Annotated in this window: 12 protein-coding genes, 1 tRNA gene and 1 pseudogene; 12 read left to right on the forward strand and 2 right to left on the reverse strand. The window is 39.3% G+C overall.

Annotation, left to right across the window (positions count from 1 at the left end; genetic code table 11):
* Nucleotides 1-67 precede the first annotated feature (67 nt).
* On the reverse strand, nt 68-3,874 hold the full coding sequence (locus ACFO6W_RS02165) for a hybrid sensor histidine kinase/response regulator transcription factor (RefSeq protein WP_379993663.1): 3,807 nt from the start codon (nt 3,872-3,874) through the stop codon (nt 68-70).
* Between the two features lie 503 nt (nt 3,875-4,377).
* Here ACFO6W_RS02165 and ACFO6W_RS02170 point away from each other — a divergent pair.
* The 11 genes and pseudogenes from ACFO6W_RS02170 (at nt 4,378) to ACFO6W_RS02220 (ending at nt 22,010) form a co-directional block, all read left to right on the forward strand.
* Nucleotides 4,378-5,541 carry an endo-1,4-beta-xylanase gene (locus ACFO6W_RS02170; protein ID WP_379993665.1) on the forward strand — a complete coding sequence of 388 codons (1,164 nt, stop codon included), beginning with the start codon at nt 4,378-4,380 and terminating at the stop codon, nt 5,539-5,541.
* Nucleotides 5,542-5,588: 47 nt separating this feature from the next.
* Nucleotides 5,589-5,970, forward strand: a pseudogene (locus ACFO6W_RS02175) (hypothetical protein).
* A 387-nt stretch (nt 5,971-6,357) separates the two neighbouring features.
* Nucleotides 6,358-8,112: a glycoside hydrolase family 43 protein gene (locus ACFO6W_RS02180; RefSeq protein ID WP_379993666.1), complete on the forward strand. Its 1,755-nt coding sequence runs from the start codon at nt 6,358-6,360 to the stop codon at nt 8,110-8,112.
* A 58-nt stretch (nt 8,113-8,170) separates the two neighbouring features.
* Nucleotides 8,171-10,141, forward strand: coding sequence for an alpha/beta hydrolase-fold protein (locus ACFO6W_RS02185; RefSeq protein ID WP_379993667.1), 1,971 nt, complete (start codon nt 8,171-8,173; stop codon nt 10,139-10,141).
* 76 nt (nt 10,142-10,217) lie between these two features.
* Entirely contained in the window at nt 10,218-11,324 is a 1,107-nt protein-coding gene (locus ACFO6W_RS02190) for an alpha/beta hydrolase-fold protein (protein ID WP_379993668.1), read from the forward strand.
* Between the two features lie 97 nt (nt 11,325-11,421).
* A complete protein-coding gene (locus ACFO6W_RS02195) occupies nt 11,422-12,336 on the forward strand; it encodes a prolyl oligopeptidase family serine peptidase (RefSeq protein ID WP_379993669.1) in 915 nt (304 codons plus the stop codon).
* A 31-nt stretch (nt 12,337-12,367) separates the two neighbouring features.
* Entirely contained in the window at nt 12,368-14,296 is a 1,929-nt protein-coding gene (locus ACFO6W_RS02200) for a glycoside hydrolase family 97 protein (protein WP_379993670.1), read from the forward strand.
* 80 nt (nt 14,297-14,376) lie between these two features.
* Nucleotides 14,377-17,520 carry a glycoside hydrolase family 2 TIM barrel-domain containing protein gene (locus ACFO6W_RS02205; protein WP_379993671.1) on the forward strand — a complete coding sequence of 1,048 codons (3,144 nt, stop codon included), beginning with the start codon at nt 14,377-14,379 and terminating at the stop codon, nt 17,518-17,520.
* An 18-nt stretch (nt 17,521-17,538) separates the two neighbouring features.
* A complete protein-coding gene (locus ACFO6W_RS02210) occupies nt 17,539-18,924 on the forward strand; it encodes a glycoside hydrolase family 43 protein (protein ID WP_379993672.1) in 1,386 nt (461 codons plus the stop codon).
* 71 nt (nt 18,925-18,995) lie between these two features.
* Complete coding sequence (locus tag ACFO6W_RS02215) at nt 18,996-20,579, forward strand: glycoside hydrolase family 43 protein (protein ID WP_379993673.1); 1,584 nt, start codon at nt 18,996-18,998, stop codon at nt 20,577-20,579.
* A gap of 81 nt (nt 20,580-20,660) precedes the next feature.
* Complete coding sequence (locus tag ACFO6W_RS02220) at nt 20,661-22,010, forward strand: family 43 glycosylhydrolase (RefSeq protein WP_379993674.1); 1,350 nt, start codon at nt 20,661-20,663, stop codon at nt 22,008-22,010.
* 262 nt (nt 22,011-22,272) lie between these two features.
* Here the strand turns inward: ACFO6W_RS02220 and ACFO6W_RS02225 are convergent.
* Nucleotides 22,273-22,346, reverse strand: a tRNA-Met gene (locus ACFO6W_RS02225).
* 218 nt (nt 22,347-22,564) lie between these two features.
* Here ACFO6W_RS02225 and ACFO6W_RS02230 point away from each other — a divergent pair.
* Nucleotides 22,565-24,619 carry an LptF/LptG family permease gene (locus ACFO6W_RS02230; protein WP_379993675.1) on the forward strand — a complete coding sequence of 685 codons (2,055 nt, stop codon included), beginning with the start codon at nt 22,565-22,567 and terminating at the stop codon, nt 24,617-24,619.
* The last annotated feature ends 11 nt before the right edge of the window (nt 24,620-24,630 follow it).

The following is a 24,630-nucleotide window of genomic DNA, read 5'->3' on the forward strand; positions in this document are numbered from 1 at the left end:
TTCAAAATATACAATCTTCAGACTGAGTAATTAAGAGAGAAATTTATACTTACCAGATCGGTTTGATCTAATATTCTGTTGGAGCTTTACCAAAATATTTTCTGAAGGCGGTACTGAAATAATTTGCACTCGAAAAGCCACACATTTCACTTACTTCGGTTATGTTATAGTTTCCTGATTGAAGTAGTTCGGATGCATAATTGAAACGTATTGCCTTAATAAATTCTATAGGGGACTGACCTGTAAGATTTTTCATTTTTTGATACAACAAAGAAGGGCTGACATTCATTGCTGAAGCAAATTCATCTTTTCCAAATTCACTATTATCAATATTCTTCCGTACAATATCAAGAGCTTTTTTAATAAAGCGGTCATTCAGTTCGTTCGAAAAGACATTCTCCTTATTTCCGGTTGCATTTATCATTTTTAAAGTTCTCTCCCGAACAATTTCTCTATTTTTCAAAATAGACTCTATACGTTTTGTAAGAACCGTTATATCAAAAGGTTTTGTTATGTAATCATCCGCACCCAGACCGAGACCCTCTAATTGTTTTGTTTTATCGGATAATGCTGTCAGTAATATTACTGGAATATGAGAAGTTTGGAAAGTTGATTTAATCAGTTGACACAATTCAAACCCGTCCATATTGGGCATCATAATATCCGAAATAATCAAATCCGGTATTTTTTTATTGATCAGATTCCAGGCTACTTCTCCATCATTAGCTACAGATATATGAAATAGCTCTTGCAAAGAGTTTTTCAAAAAGTCCTGCAACTCATTATTGTCTTCAACAACTAATACATGCATTTTCTTGGATCTCTCACTTCCCTTTTCTTCTGAAACGGCTTGCTCTGTTTCTATTTCAGGGTGAACAATATTTTCCTCTCCATTTTCCTGCCCGAAATGGCTAGAAACCGTCTCCTCAATTTCAACTCTTCTGTAAGGGATAGTTATTATAAAAGACGAGCCTATATTTTCTTTGCTATTTAAAATGATCTGACCTTTATGCAAATCAACATAGCTTTTAACCAATAATAATCCGATCCCAGATCCGACCATTCTGGAGTTTACAACATTATCCCCCCTGTAGAATTCTCTGAATAAAAGTTTCTGAGCTTTAGAGCTGATACCTAAGCCATAATCTTTAACTTCCAAAGACCAGGAGCATTTGTTACAATCAAGTATAATATCTATTCTGCCATTCGAATGCGAATACTTTATTGCATTTGAGATTAAATTATCTACTACTTTTTCAATCTTCAACACATCAATTGCCGTAAAATATGAGGATTGGTTGAAAGAAAAATTAAGTTTAATATTTTTTTTCTTACTTGCTTCTTCAAAAATCAGGATTCGCCTGGATAATAGATTTACGATATCTGTCATAACCAGAAATATCTGTCCTTTCCCCAAATCTACTTTTTCAAAATCGAGTAGCTGGGTAGCTACAGAAGATAATCTATTAGATTGTTCACTGGCTAAATTCGAGTAATATCTTAGATTTGCAGGCAGTTCCCGGGCATTATTCAATTGTTCGATTGGAGCGCTGATCAGAGTCAAGGATGTACGTATATCATGCGCCATATTGGTAAAGAACTGTATTTTATCTTTAATGTGTTTTTGCTTTAGATGGCTCGAATATGATTTAATGAGATAGATAATAACACTGGATATGACCATTATGATGATAAGGCGAAACCACCATGCTTCCCAAAACGGAGGAAAAACTTCAATATCAAGAGAACGTTCATCGATAATTTTTGATAGAGAACTGTCATACATTCTTATGCTTAATTTGTAATTTCCGCTAGGGAGGCTGTTATATGTAACCAGTCTTAAGTTAGACGGATGACTCCATTTTAAGTCTAAACCTTCCATCTTCCAAGAAAACTTAATATCTTTAGTATACATGCCAAGAGGCAGTAACTCTAAAATAAAGTTATTTTGCTTATGACTCAAATCAAGACCAGTCTGTTCATTTACAGGCACTCCCTTCAACAAACTATGATATTCCCGGATTGAACGTCCCGAGATACTTATGTTTTGAAGAAAGATCTTGCCTTCAATTTCGTTCTTATAAAGAATATATGGATTAGTGATGACACCACCTTTATTGGTACCCCATATAATATTCCCATTCTTCATTAAGAAATGAGCATTTGTATTAAATGACACTCTCGAAAGAGACAACAAAGAAGGAGAAGTATATGCCTTCTTTTTGTTTATATCAAATTGACATAACCCGGCCTCCGTACCAAGCCATAAATAACCATTGATATATGTAATACTATTTATATAATTGGACAAAATACCTGATTCTGTTGAATATTTTTCAATCGTCTTGTTTTTATAATCATAGCAAAGTAACCCTTCTCCTGACGTTGTTATCCAAATATTATCATCAAGAACTATGATATCCTGCACATAATAATTATTAATTAAGACTTCGAATTCGCCGGTACTTTTTTTCAATGAAACCAAGCCATATGTGCAAGCGAGCAATATTATATCTGAAGAAAGTTCTGAAAAAGAATTAATAGGTTGCGATTCATAAACTCGAAACTTATTCTCTTTTTTTTGATAGCAAATTATATTACGAGTCCCTCCCATCCATATATTCCCATCCATATCTTTGAATATATCGGATATAAACTGGCCAGAGAAGCCTGATTTGTCTCTATCGTGAAAATAATGGTTTATTTCTTTCCCTGTATTTCCATTTATCACATAGACACCTGAGGAGTAAGTCCCTGCCCATATATTTCCTGCATCATCTTCACATAAAGCCATGAAAACCTTGGCTGCATTCCTTTTATCATGAATATACCGGTACCAACGGTTTGACTTGACATTCCAACGACTTAAGCCATTGTTCGTCGCAAACCAGATATCCCCCTTCTTATCTTCCAAGACTTTATTAACATTATTATTTACTAAAGAGTTAGGATTGTTGATTTGATGATTTATTATATCTATATCTGACAATTTCTGGTTGAAAAAAGAAAGTCCCCCTGTAAATGTTGCAATCCATATCCTTTCATCTTTATCACAAAAAATATCATAAACGCCATCACCTTGAAGTGAGAACGGATCATTTACATCCTCTTTATATATATTCAAGATTTTTGTACCATCCCTTGAAATCTCACAAATACCTTGCCCATCTATTCCTATAAGGACTGAAGATGCCTGTTTCTTCCTTATCGTAAGTATCGGTTGCTTGGGTAACTCATCCTTTATAATTTCTTTTAGCTTTTTGCTTTCAATAGAATACAGGAAGAGTCCATTAGAGATTGTACCTATCCAAATTTGGTTAAATTCTGTATCATAGAAAAAACTTGACACTTGAATTTCATTAACGGCTGAGTATTTATGGATATATTCAAGTTTTTGGCTCTGTGTATTGAATATCCCTATGCCGTTTATTGTAGCAAGTATTAAATTATGATCTTTATATAAATCGACCTGTTGTACTTCTGCTTTGCTGTTGAAAGCAAGTGTTAATGCTTGATTTGAATATTTGTATAAGCCTATTGTAGTTCCTATCCAAAGAGTTCCGTTTTCATCAATAACAAGTCCTAATATATTTGCATTAACATCATTTAGGGCTTGCTTGATATCTACAAATAAATCGAAGCAATCATAGAGTTCATTGTAAATGAAAATTTGACCATTACTCGTAAAAGCTATTAGCTTCGAATTTTTATAGATAAGCCTGATGAAATAAAAATCTTTTATTGTAACAGGAAGATTATATAATCTGGAATCATTTTCTGAAATTCTCAATATACCGGTTTTAGAGGCAGCCCAAATAAAGCCGTTATCGTCTTTGCATATTGAATAGACTTCTCTCACCAATGTTCCATACATCGTATTTACGGAATAGAACTTCACATTAGATGAAAATATTTCATTGATTGGAAATATTATTAACATCAGAACTAATATCCTGAAGATATTAGTTAAATAATTAATTCTTCTGCATTTCATTAGTGATCAGAAATAGGTTATAAATGCAAATTTATAAAAAAAATCAAATTAAGTGTTTGTTTAACACTATTATTAAAGCAGATAATCAATAAAATTAGATAAATGAATGCGATAATAATTCTGCACGTCATATATAAGTAATATCCATGTAGTTCTTTCCACACTATCCCTTTACCCATTCGTTCAAGCTGTTGAAAATAGGTTCGGGCAAATGATGGATTTGTCTAGAATTAGATTTTAATTGTCTAAAATTGAATGACAAAAAATAACATACGCAATTATTTTTGTGAAATTATGTATAATCACACGATATAATGAAATCAACATCACGGGGTACATCAAAATAAAATTATTAGAATATAAAATAAATAAAAGAATCTGAAATGAAAATGAATATTTATTACTTGTTATTCTCTTTGTTTGTATTTCCTCTTTTTGCTTGCAATGTAAAACATGACGCACAAAGCAAAAACGAACCTTCTTTGAAAGAGGCTTTAAAAGGGAAGTTCTATATAGGCACAGCTCTTAACCTGAACCAAATACAGGGAAAAGACACAGCATCACTGAATATAGTAAAAGCCGAATTCGATGCGATCGTAGCAGAAAACTGCATGAAAAGCATGTATCTGCAACCAAAAGAAGGTGAGTATTACTTTGAGGATGCCGATAAATTTGTAGAATTTGGAGAGCAAAACAATCTTTTTATCACAGGGCATTGTCTGATATGGCATTCACAGGCTCCGGCATGGTTCTTTATCGACAATGAAGGAAAAGAAGTATCAGCTGAAGTTCTTAAGCAACGAATGAAAGCCCATATTGCAACAGTTGTATCTCGTTACAAAGGACAGATAAAAGGTTGGGATATTGTCAATGAGGCGATCATGGAAGACGGATCATATCGTGAAAGCAAATTTTACAAAATACTGGGAGAAGAATTTATACCTCTGGCTTTCCAGTATGCCCATGAAGCTGATCCTGATGCGGAACTATACTATAACGACTATAACGAATGGTATCAAGGTAAACGGGAAGCCATTGTCAGATTGGTAAGATCATTTAAAGAAAAAGGCATACGAATCGATGCGGTAGGTATGCAAGGTCATATTGGTATGGATGGGCCCAGTCTGGAAGAGTATCAGGCGGCTATAGATGCTTATACATCTGCCGGTGTTAAAGTTATGGTTACCGAACTCGATCTTAGCGCCCTCCCGTCACCCCGTCGCAATACGGGAGCAAATATCTCTGAGATAGAAGCATATAATCAGAAAATGAACCCTTATACAACCGGCCTGCCGGATTCGGTCGTAGTTGCATGGACAGAGCGCATGGGGAATTTTTTCAAACTTTTTTTAGATAATAAGGAGAAAATAAGCCGTGTCACCTTGTGGGGTGTAACCGACAGAGATTCATGGAAAAACAATTTTCCGATGAGAGGCCGTACCGATTACCCTTTACTGTTTGATAGACAATATAAAGCAAAGCCAATAGTCCGGGAAATCATCACGATGGCTGGTCTTCCTGATAACAAAGCACAAAATAAGGAATAAACGCCTCTATCCTATTTAAAAAGTTCATTTTAATATATCTAAATCAAATGAAACGAGCTCGATACTTATTTCCGCAGGACTATATGGCAGACCCGTCTGCACACGTATTCGAAGGTAAAATCTATATTTATCCGTCCCATGACTGGGAAAGCGGTATTCCCGAAAATGACAACGCTGACCATTTCAATATGAAAGATTACCATGTATTCTCTCTCGGTGAAGTCGACGGGCCGTACACCTACAAGAGCTCCCGTTATCGGATGGACTACTCACCATAGTATCGTAGAATACAAGGGCAAGAGGTATTTATTCCATCACGATTCTGTACCATCGGGTGGTAAGACATGGCTCCGCAGTATGAAAGTCATAGAGCTGGAATATAATCCGGACGGAAAAATTAAAACAATTCAAGGATTCGAAAACGGATAGGTTATTTTTAGGTTTAAGGTTTTTAGGTTTATGCCTCTTTTTTTGCAAGGGCGGATTAAAATTCGCCCTTGTATTTAATATCAATATTATTCAGAATATAGTATGACATTCTGTAATATTTATTTCATGATTATTTTATATTGAGATATCTTTTGTCCCAGGCAAAAAACAGAAGGCACTTATGGTTACATTTTACTGAAATATAGCTAAATTGAAATCAATAATATCATAATATAAAAGCCTGGCTGTAAACATGGCAATGGAAGAATTAACAAACCATTGGAAAGACAAGTCCATAGGATTCCATTTAAGATTAATCCAGCTACTTTGGAATTATACCCAAATAGTTTTAAAATAAAATGTCAATAAGATTAAAATTAATATATAATGAAAAAGATCAAGTCAAAGTCAATTTTATCAAGAAAGTACAAGTCAATTATATTAACGGCCTTTTTCTTGCTTACATCTATCCCTGCCATGCGCGCTGTCGGGGAAAAGGGCAAAGTTACAACAACCCCTCCTGTATTTACAAACTTTGTATATCAGGGAGATGATAAAGTCTATAATGAAAATCTGTTGAAAGCGGATGAATTTTACAATCCGATTCTTCAGGGTTGTTATCCTGACCCTAGTATTACCCGTAAAGGAGATGATTATTATTTAGTTTGCTCATCTTTCGCAATGGTCCCGGGAGTCCCTATTTTCCATTCCAAGGATTTGGTCAACTGGACCCAGATAGGACATGTTCTTGACCAGACTTCCCAATTGAAGGTGGAGACAGCAGGTATAAGCATGGGTATATATGCTCCTGCCATCAGATATAATAAATACAACGATACCTTTTACATGATTACTACCCAATTTGCCGGAGGATTTGGAAATATAGTAGCAAAGACGAAAGATCCTCATAAAGGATGGGGAGACCCTGTCAAACTTAAATTCGATGGCATAGACCCATCCCTATTTTTTGATGATAATGGTAAGGCCTATGTAGTACATAACGACGCACCAAATAAAGGTGAAGGATTATATAATGGGCATCGTGTAATCAAAATTTGGGAGTATGACCTGGAAAATGATCAAATAATCCAGGGTACCGATCAAATAGTAGTCAATGGCGGAGTCGATATTACGAAAAAACCGATATGGATCGAAGCTCCTCATATTTATAAGAAAAACGGTAAATATTATCTGATGTGCGCAGAAGGAGGAACAGGAGGCTGGCACAGCGAAGTTATTTTTATAAGTAACTCACCCAAAGGGCCATATACCCCAGCTCCGAGCAACCCTATATTAACCCAAAGATATTTTCCACATAACAGGGTCGATAAAGTAGATTGGGCTGGCCATGCCGATTTGGTAGAAGGCCCGGACGGTAAATATTATGGAGTGTTTCTGGCTATTCGTCCAAATGAAAAGAATAGGGTAAATACAGGCCGCGAGACATTTATATTGCCTGTAGATTGGAGTGGTACATTCCCAGTTTTTGAAAATGGGCTTATACCAATGGAGCCTAAATTGAAGATGCCGCAAGGAGTAAGTAATCAAACCGGAAAGAATGGCTTTTTCCCGAATGGAAATTTCACTTTCACCGATAATTTTTCATCAGAAAAATTAGACGATAGATGGATCGGCGTAAGAAGCTGGCGGGAAGATTTTACTAAAATAACAAAGAAAGGATTACAAATAAATCCCTTTTCGATCACCATTAAAGAAGCAAAACCAATATCCACATTGTTTTACAGGCAACAACATAAAAATTTCACAGCTACAGTCACCTTGGATTATCTTCCTAAGTCAGAAAACGATTTAGCTGGCATCACGTGTTACCAAAGCGAATCGTTCAATTATGTATATGGTCTCACGAAAAAGGGGAATGACTATTATTTGGTCTTGGAAAGGACGGAAAGAGGTAAATCTACAATCATCGCCAGCGAAAAAATAGATGTACGCAAGCCTGTCAGCCTGCAAGTATCAGCTCAGGAAGACGAATATAGATTCAATTATTCGATGGATAACACTAACTTTAATAATCTGGGAGGAACTGTATCCGGCGATATTCTTTCTACGAATGTTGCCGGAGGCTTTACCGGGGCTTTGATAGGGTTATATGCAACTTCCGGTAATGATATCAGGTTGTAAAACTGTTTTATATATTTTAAATAATAGCATCCTGCTATTTTAATTTTATCTCAGAAAGATGAAAAATATATTCTTACTCTGTTTATTAATTGGGGGATTCAGTGTTTCTGCAAACAGCCAGAATATTCTGAGTGCCCCGGAAGGTTACGACATGCTCCGTACAGGGATTTTCCACGGGAAGATAGATACGATAACATATCCTTCAGCCACCGTCGGTGCTGATCGCAGAGCTTTGGTTTATACCCCTCCGGGGTATTCGCAAAACAAAAAATATCCAACTCTCTATTTGTTGCATGGTATCGGCGGGGATGAAAAAGAATGGTTCAACCATGGTGATCCCCAGGTGATACTGGATAATCTGTACGCTGATAAAAAAATAGTGCCTATGCTCGTAATTCTACCCAACGGGCGGGCGATGAAGGATGACCGGGCCATAGGTAATATTATGGAAGCTCCAAAGGTACAGGCTTTTGTCACTTTCGAAAAAGATTTACTTAATGACCTAATACCTTATGTAGAGAAAAAATTTCCGGTACTTAAAAACAGGGAAAATCGTGCCCTGGCAGGACTTTCGATGGGAGGCGGACAGTCTTTGAATTTTGGATTAGGCAATTTGGATAAATTTGCTTGGATTGGAGGTTTCTCATCCGCACCCAATACTAAGGAACCACAAATGCTCTTACCTGATCCTGAGAAAGCGAAGAGCAGCCTGAAATTACTATGGATTTCGTGTGGAGACAAAGATGGTTTACTTAATATTAGCAAACGCACTCATGAATATCTGGCTCAAAATCAAATCGCTCACATCTATCAGGTAATCCCTGACGGTTATCATGATTTCAAAATATGGAAACAAAACTTATATATGTTCTCCCAATTACTATTTAAACCTGTAACAACTGAACTGATAGATTTGTATAGTAATATTCCGAATGAACACCTGTTTCCGGTTCCGGCTTCCACCAACGTTCCGGGAGCGCAATACCCTCAAATTTTGCCGGATAATAAAGTTCTTTTCCGGATTAAAGCTCCTGATGCACAAAGAGTACAGGTTGATCTCGGTAGGAAATACGACATGGTAAAGGAAGAAGAAGGCTCGTGGGCTATCACTACCGATCCTATCGCAGAAGGGTTCCATTATTATTCTATTCTGATAAACGGGGTAGCGGTCTGCGATCCCGGAAGCCAGACTTTCTATGGCATGAGCCGTATGGCAAGCGGCATTGATATTCCTGAAAAAGGAGTAGATTATTATAATATCAAAGACATACCTCATGGACAAATACGTCAGGTACGTTATTATTCTAATATAACCAAAGTATGGCGCCGGGCTTTCGTTTACACTCCTGCCGGATACGATGCCAACATCTCGGAACGTTATCCTGTGATGTACTTGCAACATGGAGGTGGTGAAGACGAAACAGGCTGGTGGAATCAGGGAAAGATGGATGCGATTATGGATAATCTGATTGCCGAAGCAAAAGTTAAGCCAATGATTGTAGTGATGGACAATGGCTATGCTATTGATCCGGATAACAACAAAAGACAATCCGGGCAGGGTATAAGAGGTTTGTTTCAGAACAAAACGCTGGAGAATGTCTTCATGCAGGAAATTATTCCAATGATCGATAAAGAGTTCCGGACTATTTCAGACCGCGATCATCGTGCTATGGCCGGACTTTCGATGGGAGGTTTCCAATCGTTCCAGATAGCAATGTCTAACATTGACAAATTTGCTTACGTTGGCGGGTTTAGCGGCGGGGGATCGATACAACAAGACTATGAATTTTCTAAAATGTACAATGGCGTATGGGCTGATGTGAATACTTTCAATCAAAAAATGAAAGTGGTTTATTTAAGTATCGGGACAGACGAACCTGCTAATATGTATCAAACAGTCAATAGTTTCCATAAAGAAATGGAAAAAACGGGAATAAAACATATGTACTACGAATCTCCCGGCACTTCTCACGAATGGCTTACATGGCGACGATCGTTGCATCAGTTTGCAGGATTGATTTTCAAATAATTAAAATGTAAATTCGATTAAAAGATCCGGAAAAAGGAACTTAAAAATAACCGCTTATTAAAATTATCAAATAACCATGAATAAAAAGATCACAACCGTTTTGTTGACAACGTTGTTTGTCATAGGCTCTGCTTCAGCACAAAACATTAAAGAAGATTTCAGCCCCTCAGGACTAAACCAACCGGGGCAGTTGTACCCACAGGTAAACTCGCAAGGTTATGCCCGCTTCAAAATCGCAGCACCTGATGCCCAAAATGTATCCGTTAGCCTCGGTTTAGGCGGACGAGGGGGTACTGTTCTGAAAAAAGCAGAAGACGGAACATGGATGGGAACCACTGAGGGGCCAATGGATGAAGGCTTTCATTACTATCACCTGACAGTAGACGGAGGTATGTTCAATGACCCCGGTGCATGTAATTTTTTTGGATCGAACCGTTGGGAAAGCGGAATCGAAATACCTGCTTCCGACAAAGATTTTTATAAACTAAAAGATGTACCTCATGGGCTTGTGAGCCAGGTGTATTTCCCGTCAAAAAGCATCAATACCTTGCGTCGGGCTTTTGTATATACTCCCCCCAAATACGGAGAAGATCCAGATATGCGCTATCCGGTTCTATATCTTCAGCATGGCTGGGGCGAGGATGAAACGGCATGGACGAATCAGGGTTTCGCACACCTTATCATGGATAACCTGATAGCTGAAGGAAAAGCAAAACCTTTTATTATCGTAATGACCTATGGCATGACCAACGATACCAAATTTGGGCGAATTGGAGATTTCAAAATCGAACACTTCCAAACCGTTTTGATCGATGAACTTATCCCTTATATCGATGCTAATTTCAAAACTTTAGCGAATCAGCCTAATAGGGCAATGGCCGGTCTTTCGATGGGTGGAATGGAAACAAGGATGATCACACTGGCCCGTCCGGATATTTTTTCGCATTACGGTCTTCTCAGTGGCGGTACTTATGCCCCATCCGACATCAAAGACAAATCGGCGCTGAAACTTGTCTTTATGAGTTGCGGAAGCCGTGAGAATCCGGATAAAGTGACGCAATCCGCAGAAGAACTAAGGTCTGCCGGTATCAATGCAGTTTCTTATGTTTCCAATAATACGGCTCATGAGTTTCTCACATGGCGCAGAAGCCTGCGGGAACTTGCCCCTCTATTGTTTAGATAGTGCGTAGAAGATCTCAAACTGAATATATAGAAAGCTCTGAATCTGAAAATAAAGTCGAAAGATCTTATTATAATAATTCTTTGAAAAATTCAATTGAATGAAAAATTATATATTAACAGCCCTTTTTCTTCTATCCTTAACCTGTTTCGGACAGGAATATTCTCAAAACTGGAAAGATGTGAGTTACATAGGGGACTCAGCCATTTACCACCGTCTGGATATTTATCTGCCAAAGGTAGAAAAGAGCAGCTATCCAGTCGTAATTTATATTTACGGGAGCGCATGGTTCTCCAATAATGGGAAGGGAGCCGATATGAATACGGTTGGCAAAGCATTGCTCGATGCCGGCTTTGCAGTTGTCACACCGAATCACCGTTCGAGCCTCGATGCCAAGTTCCCTGTTCCGGTCAACGACATAAAAGCAGCCATCCGTTTCATACGTGCTAATGCTTCTGTATATAGGCTTGACACCACCTTTGTGGAAATTTCGGGTAGCTCGTCAGGCGGTAATATGGCGGCAATTGCCGGCACGTCGCGGTTTGTGAAGCAATGTACTCACGGTAATACAACTGTTGACATGGAAGGCATCGGCCCGTACACCCAATTTAGCAGTTCTGTCGATGCCGTGGTCGATTGGTTTGGTCCTACCGATATGCTGGCGATGGATTCCTGTGGTGGTACGGATTTTATCCATAATGCCCCTAACTCGCCGGCATCGGCTTATATCGGAGGTCCGATTCAGGAAAACAAGGATAAATGCTCGCTGGCAAGCCCTATCACATATATTGATTCCACTGATCCGCCTTTTTTGATCTTCCATGGTGACAAAGATCGGGTGGTACCTTACTGTCAGAGCGAGCTACTCTTCGAAGCGCTTCAGGAGGCCGGAGTACCGAGCCGTTTTTATCTGGTATCCGGCGGTCAACACGGGCCGGGAGTGCATGTACCCGAAAACCTGAAACTAATGGTTGATTTTTTTGTCAGTTGCAAAGAAAATAAATACTCAAAATAGTAATCATTTAATTATCCGGGAAACAAAAAACATGAGGAAAACATTTATTGTCTTGCCATTATTATCAATAGTATTGTCGCTTTCAGCCCAGAAAACAACAGTTCTCTCACCGAACCGGAAAATAATCGTCGAACTTTTTAATACACAAGGCACGGAGAAGGGAGAATGGTTTTTAAAAGTGAAATCTTCCGATGAAGGTAAAACATCTGAAGTAATACCTCAAATTGCTTTAGGCCTCAATCGTAGCGATCAGGATTTTTCAAAAGAACTGAAATTTTTGAAAGCGGGAAAAATATTGTTGATTAATGAAGAATATACGGCCATACATGGCAAACGATCTCAATGTTCTAATTCGGCCAATGAAGTGGTGGTTGCCTTTGAAAATCCTTTAAACGCCAAAATGAACCTTATACTGAGAGCTTACAACGATGGTGTGGCTTTTCGTTATGAGTTTCCTGAAAAGTCGGGGTCATTTGTAATGAAAGATGAACTCACTGCTTACTCGATTCCAGATAGCACCAAACGATGGCTGCAAAAATTTAATCCTGCAAACGAAGGTATATATACTTTTATGAAAGATGGGGAAGTGCAGCAGGATTGGGCCTATCCGGCACTCTTCAATACTCCTGAAAAAGATTCCTGGTATCTGATACACGAAGCCGATCTGGATAGAAATTATTGCGGAACAAAACTCTCCAATGTCTCTGATAAAACAAAATATAAACTTATATTCCCCGATCAATGGAACGGACGCGGAAAAGGAGAGTCTTTACCGACTATCTCTTTACCATGGAAATCACCTTGGCGTGTAATTATAGCCGGAAGCCTTGCGGACATTGTAGAATCTACTTTAGTTGATGACGTTTGTCCCCCATCGGTAATATCTCAAACGGGTTGGATTAAGCCGGGGGTGGCATCTTGGAATTATTGGTCGGATAACCATGGGACACGCAGCTACAAAACTGTTTGTGCATTTGCCGACTTGGCAGCCGGAATGGGATGGCCTTATACTTTGCTTGATTGGGAATGGGACTCCATGGGCGATGGGGGAAAATTGGAAGACGCACTTACATACATTCATTCAAAAGGGATTAAACCTCTGATGTGGTATAATTCCGGAGGCGATCATACATGGGTTGGATCAACTCCTAAAGACAGAATGCTTACACACGAAAATAGGATTGAAGAATTTACAAAACTGAAAAAACTAGGAGTAGTGGGTGTGAAAATCGACTTCTTCGAAAGCGAGAAACAGGATATGATCAAGTATTATCTGGATATTCTGGACGATGCAGCCAAATTTGAAATGTTAGTTTATTTTCATGGTTGCTTAGTGCCCCGTGGTTGGGCACGTACTTACCCCAACCTGATGACATACGAAGGTGTTCGAGGAGCCGAATGGTATAACAATGGCCCTGAATTCACCACTACTGCACCGGAGCATAATACGATTCTTCCATTTACACGCAATGTGGTGGGTGCTATGGATTATACGCCCGTAACTTTTACCAATTCGCAATTTCCACATATCACAACATACGGACATGAACTTGCTTTAAGTGTATTGTTTGAGTCAGGCGTCCAGCATTTTGCCGACAGGCCCGAAGGATATTACACATTACCCGATGCTGCCAAGACATTTTTGAAAAATGTTCCTAACTCATGGGATAATACGAAATTACTCGAGGGCTACCCCGGCAAGGACATCATAATTGCCCGACAGAAGGATAACGAATGGTACATAGGAGGAATAAATGCTGACAATATGATGGAAAAAAGAAAGAAATTATCGTTCAATTTTTTACCGGAAGGAGTAAAATATAAACTCATTTTGATAACGGACGGCAAGCACGACAAGGAGTTTTATACCCAATATTTAGTTGTGAATAAAACGTCATCAGTAGATGTAAAGCTGCTCAGGAGAGGAGGTTTTGCAGCTTGCCTGAGTCCGATGAATTAAGGTTGACTAATTCAATTTACAGATATTTATCCGCTGATATATTAGCAATTATAAAAAATATAACAAATAATTTTCTGTTTATGAAAAGGAGTATTTTATTAGCATTGTTTTTATTGTCTCTTTTTGTTGTTAGGATTGGTGCTCAGCCTTCAAAAGGAAATCTAATTCCTCCTGAAATAGAAGATCCGGAGTGCCTTAGTATCAATAAAGAGCCTTACCATGCCACTTTGATGCCTTACGCCACCTTGCAGGAGGCTTTGACGGCCAAACGCCATGCGTCGTCATTGTGCAAAAGCCTCAATGGCAACTGGAAATTTAACTGGGTGCCGGCGCCCGATAAACGCCCGGTGGATTTTTACAAATCCGACTTTGATGTTTCGGATTGGAAAGAAATCCCTGTTCCTTCAAATTGGGAAGTGCACGGCTATGGCACGCCTTTTTACAGGAATTTGGGCTACACCATAAAAAAAGATTTTCCACGGGTAATGAGTCAGCCCGAGGAATGGTACACGGCTTACAAAGAACGCAACCCGGTGGGTAGTTATCGCCGTGACTTCGTGGTGCCGGAGGAATGGAAGGGACAACGGATATTCATCACTTTTAATGGTGTGGATTGTGCATTTTTTATCTGGGTCAACGGTGAAAAAGTAGGTTTCAGCGTAAACAGCCGTAATGCTGCCGAGTTTGACCTTACAAAGTATGTAAAACCGGGCAAAAACATGATAGCCGTAGAAGTTTATCAATACAGTTCAGGTACATGGTTGGAAGATCAGGACATGTGGCGTTTACACGGTATATTCCGTGATGTTATACTTTGGAGCTCTCCACAGGTACATATCCGCGATTTTTTTGTGAAAACGGATTTGGATACAAACTACAAAGATGCTACTTTAAGTGTGACAGCTAAAATCAAAAATTATAATGATAAAACTGCGAAGCCTCAGATATTCACAGCCACGCTCTACGACAAAGAAGGCAAGGAAATAGCTAAGAACAACACTATAGGCACATCGTTGAAAGCTAATCAGGAGGAAGTATTGACTGTGAAAATGCAAATATCGAATCCTGCGAAATGGACTGCCGAAACTCCTGATTTATACACGGTGGTACTGACAAATTCGGAAGGGGAAATTTTGTCTCAAAAAATCGGATTCCGAAAGATAGAAATCAAAGGGCGTGTTTTTACGGTTAATGGTGTACCAATCAAGTTGAAAGGTGTAAACCGCCATGAACATTGGTCGGATGTAGGGCATGCTATTACCGAGGAACAAATGATTCTCGATTTAAAGGCAATTAAACAAGGTAATTGTAATCATGTGCGCACCAGCCATTATTCTAATGATCCCCGTTGGTACGAGTTGTGTGATGAATGGGGAATCTGGTTGGTAGCAGAAGCCAATATGGAATATCACGGTTATGACACACGGTTTGATGAAGAACCCACTATAAAAGCTGCTATTGTCGACCGTAATGTCGCAAATACAGAAAATTTCAAGAATCATCCTTCGGTGATTATATGGTCTCTTGGTAACGAAGGCGGAGGAATAAGTTCCAACCTGAAAGCTGCTATGAATGCAGTGAAAACCATCGATTCCACACGGTTTGTCCATTACGAACGCTTTGGAGCCGGCAGAAATAATCCTGCCGATCTGGAAGGACGTATGTACGGTACTGCGGCCGATTACGCCGATATGGTTAAAAACTGGGGAATGAATAAACCTCTTTACGTTTGTGAGTTTGTACATGCAATGTTCAACTCGATGGGGTCACTTGACGAATACTCCAAAGTATTTGACGCTTATCCTGAAATACTAGGCGGCGCCATTTGGGAATTTCAGGATCAGGCATTGTGGAACAAACGTAATCCTGATCGTCCCATCTTAGCTTACGGCGGTGGTTTTGGTGAAGCTCCTAACGATCATTACTTTATACACAAAGGGGTAGTTTCGTACGACAGGGCAACAGAGGGAAACAAGATGAAACCTCATTTCCCGGAAATGAAAAAGGCTTTTCAATGGATTGACACAGAATTAGTTGACGCTGTAACCGGAAGCATTCATATTAAAAATAAATACCAGTTTATTTCTTTGGATGGTTTTGATCTATCGTGGACTTTGAGCGAAAACGGGAAAGAGATTGATACCGGAAAAATAAGAATACACCCTACTTGGGGAAAAGGACTCTTTACAGCAAATATCCCGTATAAAATAGAACAACCAAAAGCCGGTGCCGAATATTTCCTGCGTATTTCATATAAACAAAAGGAAAAAACATTCTGGGCGGATAAAGGTTTTGAAGTGGCTTCTGCGCAGTTTAAACTTCCGGTCAATACTCCTCCGGTGATCGAAACTAAAGTAACCCAACCGGTGAAACTCGTTCAAAATACGCAATCTGCTATTATTTCGGGTAAAGATTTTTCCGTAAGCTTTGACAAGAAAACGGGTTTTATTTCCCGGTTGACCAAAAATGGCACTGAACTTTTGACGGCCGATGGTGGACCTAAACTACACTTGTGGCGCGCTTCGCATCGCAACGATGATGATTGGGCATATAGGCAATGGGAAAAATTTGGAGTTACCACACTTAAATATACTTTGGTCGATTTCAAAACAGAAATTATAGATAATACTTCGGTGAAGGTAACTGCAATAACTAAGGCCGACGGAAAAGACGGTTTTGGAGTTTATCATTCCGCCACTTATTTAGTTCGGGGAGATGGCTCTGTAAAGGTGGACAACCACATTCAATTTGTGGGTTTTCGTATCAATCTGGCCCGAATAGGAGTGCGTATGTTACTTGATAAAAAGCTGGACCGTATGGCGTTTTTCGGATGTGGTCCGTTCGAGAACTACTCGGACCGCAAAAGCGCTGCTGATATAGGATTATACGAAATCGGCGTAAACGAACAATATGAATATGAAAAGCCAATGGAACGAGGTAACCATGAAGAAGTACGGTGGGCAGAATTAAAAGGCAAGGATATGCCTTCATTGCTGGTTCAACCGGATAAAAATCTGATGCAGGTGTCGGCAATTCCTCATACCGATGAGCAAATGTATCCGGTTGAATATAAAATTGATTTACCGGCCAGCACCGCAACAGTGTTGATTGTTTCCACTAAAACATTGGGCGTGGGATCGAATAGCTGCGGTCCCCAACCTCTTGAAAAATTTAAGGTATATGCTGATAATACGTCTTTTAGCTATACCATCAAATTATTTTAATTTAAATATAATACATATATGAAAAGGTTTTTTTTAATATATAGCATCCTGGCAGCTTCATTCTCAATGAGTTTAGCCGACAATCCTGTGATTCAAACGCATTTCTCACCCGATCCGGCACCAATGGTTTACAATGGAACGGTGTATATGTACACAGGCGACGATATTCCCGGAACTGATTTTTATTATATGACCAAATGGCGTGTAATGTCTTCTACCGACATGGTTAACTGGACAGATCATGGGAGCCCTATTTCGCTCGAATCTTTTGAATGGGCACGTGACCGTGCCTGGGCTGCTCAGTGTATCGAGCGCAATGGCAAATTTTATTGGTATATCTGTGCTCAAAGTACCCAAAACGATATGGCAATAGGCGTCGCGGTAGCCGATTCTCCCACCGGGCCTTTCAAAGATGCGCTTGGTAAACCATTAATCATTAACGGAAGTTGGTCGAATATCGACCCGACAGTATATATAGATGATGATGGCCAGGCTTACCTCTACTGGGGAAACGGTAGTCTTTATTATGTAAAGTTGAATAAGGATATGATTTCCTATTCGGGTGATATAGTTACCGTTCCAATTACCATGGAATCCTTTGGAGGCATAAGAGGTAATAAAAACGCTGAAACACCCAACAAAGACATGTTTGTAGAAGGTCCCTGGTTATATAAACGGAACAATTTATACTACATGATGTTTGCAGGAATGGGAAAGGGTGGTGAAACACTTTCTTACTCTACAAGCGCAAGTCCTATAGGCCCCTGGAAATATCAAGGAAAAATTATGGAAGACCAGAAACTGAACAGTTTTACCAATCATGGTGGTATTATTGACTACAAAGGTAATTCATACCTTTTCTATCACAGTGGTTTGTTACCCAACGGAGGCAGCTATGGCAGAGCTTCATGTATAGAACAATTCACTTACAATGTCGACGGAACTATTCCTGCTGTAACAGCTACTAAAGAAGGGCCTGAACCGGTAGGTGAAATAAATCCATACAAACGTGTTGAAGCTGAAACGATGGCTTGGTCCCAAAAATGCTCTATAGATCAAAGTACCGATATTGGGGTATATGTTACCGCTACTCGTATGAATGGTTATACAAAGGTTAGAGAGGTGAACTTCGGAATTAAATCGCCCAAGTCTTTTTCGGCCTCTTTGGCTGCCGGAGTCGACGGCGGAATTTTGGAAGTTCGCCTCGATAGTATTTCCGGACCGATTATTTCATCTGTGCAGTTACCACGTACGGGTGGATGGGAAATATTTAAAACTTTTACGATGGAACTAAAACAGGAAGTAACAGGGAAACACGATGTCTTTTTTTGCTTTAATGGCCAGAATATTACTGCCGGACGCGAATTGTTTAATTTTGATTATTGGGTTTTTGATGAAAATTAATGTCAATTCGTAGTGCACGATAATATTTACCAATACTCTACGCTTATCAACAATAAAATAAACAAATAGAAATGATTAAGAAGTTTTTCTCCTATTTTATGGTACTGACCACTTCAATATTATTAGTTGAAGCCACAGCACAAAATCAAAAAGGTCATAATCCTATCATATTCGCCGATGTACCCGATATGTCAATGGTTCGTGCAGGCGATTCATATTATATGTCGAGCACAACTATGCACATGAATCCGGGTGTGCCCATTATGAAGTCGAATGATCTGGTCAATTGGAAAATAGTAAGCTATGCATACGATACCCTCGCCGATGTGGCCGCATTGAATCTCACGAATGGCAAAAGTACTTATGGCAGAGGTTCATGGGCCAGTACTATCAGGTATCATAAAGGCCTGTTCTATGTCACAACCTTTGCCCAAACAACAAATAAAACATATATCTATACTACAAAAGATATAGAAAAAGGCCCTTGGAAAGCGGTATCTTTCAGCCCGTCTTACCACGATTGCAATTTATTCTTTGATGATGATGGACGAAATTACCTGATCTACGGAAATCACAAACTTAATATCGTAGAGTTGAATGATGAGCTTACAGGCATCAAAGAAGGAACCGACCATACTCTGATAGAAAATGCCACGGCTCCTTCCGGGCAACCGGGATTAGGTGCAGAAGGGTCGCAACTCTTCAAAGTGAATGGTAAATATTATCTTTTCAACATTACCTGGCCTAGAGGAGAAGGTGCTATGCGGACAGTCGTAATCCATCGCGCCGATAAGATTAACGGTCCTTATGAAGGCCGTGTAGGACTGAAAGATCTGGGAGTGGCTCAAGGCGGGCTTATAGATATGCCGGATGGCACATGGTATTCATACCTTTTCCGCGATTATGGCTCAGTCGGACGTATCCCGTACCTGGTTCCTGTCAGATGGGAAGATGGCTGGCCTATACTCGGCATCAATGGCAAAGTTCCGGAAACACTTGACTTGCCTGCCAATAAAAGTTTGATTCCGGGTATAGTCAACAACGACGAGTTTACCCGTAAAAAGGGTGAGATTGCTTTACCTTTAGTATGGCAGTGGAATCACAATCCTGATAATAACTTATGGTCAGTAACAGAGCGTCGGGGATATTTACGTCTCAAAACCAACCGTATCGACTCGCTATTCCTCCATTCACGCAATACTCTTACCCAACGCACTTTTGGCCCTGTATGTTCAGGTACGACATTGCTGGATGTGTCGCATTTAAAGGACGGAGATTTTGCGGGATTGTGTGCATTGCAAAGAAAGTTCGGGTTGGTAGGAGTAAAGAAAGAAGGTAATAACAAATATATTTATATGGTTAGTAACAAAACGGATAAACCTACCGAGTTACAGAGCATCCCTGTCTTTCAGAACAATATTTATCTAAAAATAGAATGTGATTTCAGGGATAAAATTGACATAGCATATTTCTTTTACAGCCTCGATGGAAAAACGTGGAATAACATTGGACAACCGCTTAAAATGGAATATACGTTAATGGAACATTTTATGGGCTACCGTTTCGGATTATACAATTATTCGTCGAAAATAGCTGGCGGATATGCTGATTTTGATTACTTCCATATCAGTGATAAGATATCTGAAAGTAAGTAAAGATGTATGAATTGATATGTAATACTTTGCGTATTTTGAATTAATACGGCCTATTACTCATTAAAAAATTATAGTTCCCAAATGAAAAAATATAAAACATTCGCCATTTTATTGCTGGTGATTTTATCTAAATTGTCATTTGCTCAGAACCCGATTATCCTTAATCAGTTTACGGCAGATCCTACAGCCAGGGTGTTCAACGGAAAGGTGTACCTCTTTCCATCACATGACATTCAGGCTCCTGACGGTAAAAATCTCCGGAAAGACTGGTTTTGCATGGAGGACTACCATGTATTTTCATCGGATAATTTAACAGACTGGGTAGACTATGGAATCATCGTTACTCAGAATAAAGTACCCTGGGTCGATTCTATGTCTTACAGTATGTGGGCACCCGATTGTATAGAGCGGAACGGAAAATATTATTTCTATTTTCCGGCCAATATAAAACAGACTGATTTGAATGGGAGAAAAGGGTTTGGTATAGGTGTGGCCATTGCCGATAGACCGGAAGGGCCATATATGCCGCTACCTGAACCCATTGAAAATGTCAGTGGAATTGATCCTTGTATATTCATAGACAAAGATGGCCAGGCGTATTTATATTGGTCGCAAGGAAATATTTACGGAGCCAAACTGAAAGAAAATATGACGGAGCTCGAATCGGAGCCCGTTGTTTTGAAAGATTTACCCGAAAAAGGACTAAAGGAAGGGCCTTTTGTTTTTGAGAATAACGGAATATACTACCTGACATTTCCACATGTCGAAAAGAAGACTGAAAGGCTCGAATATGCAATGAGTGACAAACCTCTCGGGCCATTCAAAATGACGGGGGTAATTATGGATGAATCGTCTACAGGATGCTGGACAAACCATCATTCACTCCTGAATTTCAAGGATCAGTGGTATCTCTTTTACCATCATAATGATTTATCTCCCGGGTTTGATAAAAACCGTTCGGCCCGTATCGATAGTTTGTTCTTCAACCCCGACGGTACTATTCGTAAAGTAATTGCCACTTTACGCGGAGTAGGTTTAACCGATGCAACCCGCGAGATACAAATCGATCGTTATAATCAGATAAGCGAAAAAGGCGTTGAAATTCAATTTCTGGATACACTCAACAAGTTCAATGGGTGGAAAACTGTATTTAACTCCACTGATGCATGGATCCAGTACAACAGTGTTGATTTCGGAGACAAAGACCTGAAAACAGTGAGTGCAAAAACCTTGTCAGAAAAGGGTGGTATTATAGAGATTCGCCTAAATGGAATCCGAGGTACACTTCTTGCCGAGATAAAAGTCCCGGCAAGCAAAGATTGGAAAATAACCACGGTACCTGTTCAAAGGTTCAACCGAGGGATACACAACTTATATGTAGTAACAAAAAGTTCCAATAAAATAGAGATTGATTGGTTATCTGCAGATTGATTGGGGTGAAATATTGGAGGAACTAACTCTCCGTCATAATATTGGAATGAGTAAAAAATTAAACAGTAATTAAATTAAAATCATGACGGAGAAAGAACCGTGCTTTTGGTAGTCAAGAATCCAGAGGAATGAACCCCAAAAAAGAAACCGGACAATCATAGAGAAACTAGTACAAAAGGATAGGCTTTCTTCATTTTTCTCAATTTAGGTATGTGCATCAAAAAGGGAGGTTTACACGCTGTGTAAACCTCCCTTTTCTTCGTAGCGGGACGGGGACTTGAACCCCGGACCTCATGATTATGAATCATGCGCTCTAACCAGCTGAGCTATCCCGCCAACTTTATGTTAGCGGGTGCAAAAATAGAAGATTATTTTATATAATACAAACTTCCGGCTCGAAAATAACAAAAATATTTCCCTCCGGTCTTCCAATGAAGCTTGTAGGCCTGTATAAATTCACTAATAAAAATTAAGAATGACATCTTTCATGATAATATTTGCCTTAACATTTTTCTTTTTACTACTTTTGTACACAATTTGAGTTTCTGTAGTTAATGCTAAAAATTAAACGACTATATACATTCGTCATCCAAACATTCCTGCCTGTCTTTGCTATGACATTTGTGATATGTTTGTTTATTGTACTGATGCAATTCCTGTGGCGCTATGTTGAGGACCTTGTTGGGAAAGGGCTTGAGATTTCTGTCTTAGCCGAACTCTTCATTTATGCCGCCTTCCAGCTGATACCGATGGCTTTACCCCTATCTCTGCTGTTAGCTTCACTTATGGCATTCGGTAATCTGGGCGAACGGCTCGAACTCCTTTCCATCAAAGCATCCGGAGTCTCGCTGCTCAAGGCAATGAGACCTCTGATAATACTTGTCGCTTTTATATCCGTGGGTGCATTCTTTTTCCAGAATGAAGCAATGCCTCGTATCCAGGTTAAACTCAGGGCGTTGTTATGGTCAATCAAACAAAAATCGCCCGAACTGGACATTCCGGAAGGCTCTTTCTATAGCGACATCCCAAACTATAACCTGTATGTGAAGAAAAAAAACCGTGAAACCAAGATGCTGCACGAAGTCATGATATACGATACCTCCAAGGGATTTGACAACATGGCTGTCATAGTTTGCGATTCGGCTCTAATGAGAGGTTCGGAAGATAAAACCTTTCTTTTATTAAATTTGTACCACGGACAGCAATTCTCTAATTTCCGGCAAGCTGAAATTAATAACACGAGCAGTAGAAGCAACAATCAGTTTGTGCCATATAGCCGGGAGAACTTTAAAGAAAAAGAAGTTATCATTCCTTTTAATACCGGATTTGACCGGATGGACGAATCCAATCTGGAAGGAACACAGATATCCAAGAATATCGTTCAACTCTCTCGATCTATCGACTCCATGAGTGTACGGCTGGATAGTGTAAATATCAGGGACCGGAAAATAATAGGGCAACACACATATTTCGCATACCGGAATACTGAAGCATACCAAAATAGGATAAAAGAAACCGACTCGCTAAAAATTGAGAAGCCAAAAGTTTCTCTAAAAAAGGAACAACCGGCCAGAATCGACTTCGACTCCTTGCTGAACTCTTACAGTAAAGAAGAAATGGCGCAACATTTAATGTCTGCTGCCAGCGAAGCGGAAAATAGCCGGTATAATATGCTGGAGTCTACCCAAAAAGCAGGACTTCAAAAGAATATCAGATATCATGAAGTAGAAAGGCACCGGAAATTCACCTTATCTTTCGCCTGTCTTATCTTTTTCTTCATCGGTGCGCCTTTGGGTGCTATTATCCGCAAGGGTGGATTAGGAATGCCTGTGGTTGTGTCCGTCGCTTTATTCATCGTCTATTATATAATAGACAATATCGGGTATAAAATGGCGCGCGACGGCGTCTGGGAAGCGTGGCAGGGTATGTGGCTCAGTTCATTCGCATTATTCCCGTTAGGCGTATTCCTCACTTATAAAGCGATGAATGATTCCGCCTTATTCAATCCTGAAGCATATGGTAAATTTATACGGAAGATCTTCTTTATAAAGACTCCTCCAAAGATCAGCGATGAAAGGCGCAATATTATTGTCAAGAAAATACCTGATGTATCGGAGCTCGATCTTCAACCCGAAATCCTTAATGGTCTGCGCGCTATGGATACCGACAAACTACGGGATTTGATACAGAATTATAAGAAATACAATTACGAAAAGGATACGCAGCTGGCTGCCCTGAGTATCCTGAAAGAAAGAGGAGCAGAAATAGGCGGGATCATAGATAAACAAGACGCACAATATATGGATAATGCCGAATTCCTGTATGACTATAGTTCTAAATGGACTATGGCAGGTTATATCTTATGCATCTTTCTCCTGATAACCAATCTGACAGGGTTTTCATGGATCATCGACGTTTCATATCTATTCTTGTTTATACGGTCGATGTTTTACTATTTTGCTTTTTACACCAATATTAAGAAGCGGTCTAAACTATACCATTTCTTTATTGTAATATTCTCATTTATGTTCTATCCTCTCGTATATTTCTATGTTACCAGACAGATAGGCAAGGATAAAAAAGAAGTTGAAATCATTTCATACTCTTAAGTTTTTAAGGA

The sequence above is a fragment of the Dysgonomonas termitidis genome (assembly GCF_042654545.1).
Taxonomy (GTDB): Bacteria; Bacteroidota; Bacteroidia; order Bacteroidales; family Dysgonomonadaceae; genus Dysgonomonas; species Dysgonomonas termitidis.

Excerpts from the sequence above, each read along its gene's own strand:
- ACFO6W_RS02200 (WP_379993670.1), top strand. The coding sequence starts at position 12,368 with ATGAGGAAAACATTTATTGTCTTGCCATTATTATCAATAGTATTGTCG.
- ACFO6W_RS02215 (WP_379993673.1), top strand. The coding sequence starts at position 18,996 with ATGATTAAGAAGTTTTTCTCCTATTTTATGGTACTGACCACTTCAATA.
- ACFO6W_RS02195 (WP_379993669.1), top strand. The coding sequence starts at position 11,422 with ATGAAAAATTATATATTAACAGCCCTTTTTCTTCTATCCTTAACCTGT.
- ACFO6W_RS02230 (WP_379993675.1), top strand. The coding sequence starts at position 22,565 with ATGCTAAAAATTAAACGACTATATACATTCGTCATCCAAACATTCCTG.
- ACFO6W_RS02185 (WP_379993667.1), top strand. The coding sequence starts at position 8,171 with ATGAAAAATATATTCTTACTCTGTTTATTAATTGGGGGATTCAGTGTT.
- ACFO6W_RS02205 (WP_379993671.1), top strand. The coding sequence starts at position 14,377 with ATGAAAAGGAGTATTTTATTAGCATTGTTTTTATTGTCTCTTTTTGTT.
- ACFO6W_RS02180 (WP_379993666.1), top strand. The coding sequence starts at position 6,358 with ATGAAAAAGATCAAGTCAAAGTCAATTTTATCAAGAAAGTACAAGTCA.
- ACFO6W_RS02165 (WP_379993663.1), bottom strand. The coding sequence starts at position 3,874 with ATGTATGGAACATTGGTGAGAGAAGTCTATTCAATATGCAAAGACGAT.
- ACFO6W_RS02210 (WP_379993672.1), top strand. The coding sequence starts at position 17,539 with ATGAAAAGGTTTTTTTTAATATATAGCATCCTGGCAGCTTCATTCTCA.
- ACFO6W_RS02190 (WP_379993668.1), top strand. The coding sequence starts at position 10,218 with ATGAATAAAAAGATCACAACCGTTTTGTTGACAACGTTGTTTGTCATA.
- ACFO6W_RS02220 (WP_379993674.1), top strand. The coding sequence starts at position 20,661 with ATGAAAAAATATAAAACATTCGCCATTTTATTGCTGGTGATTTTATCT.
- ACFO6W_RS02170 (WP_379993665.1), top strand. The coding sequence starts at position 4,378 with ATGAAAATGAATATTTATTACTTGTTATTCTCTTTGTTTGTATTTCCT.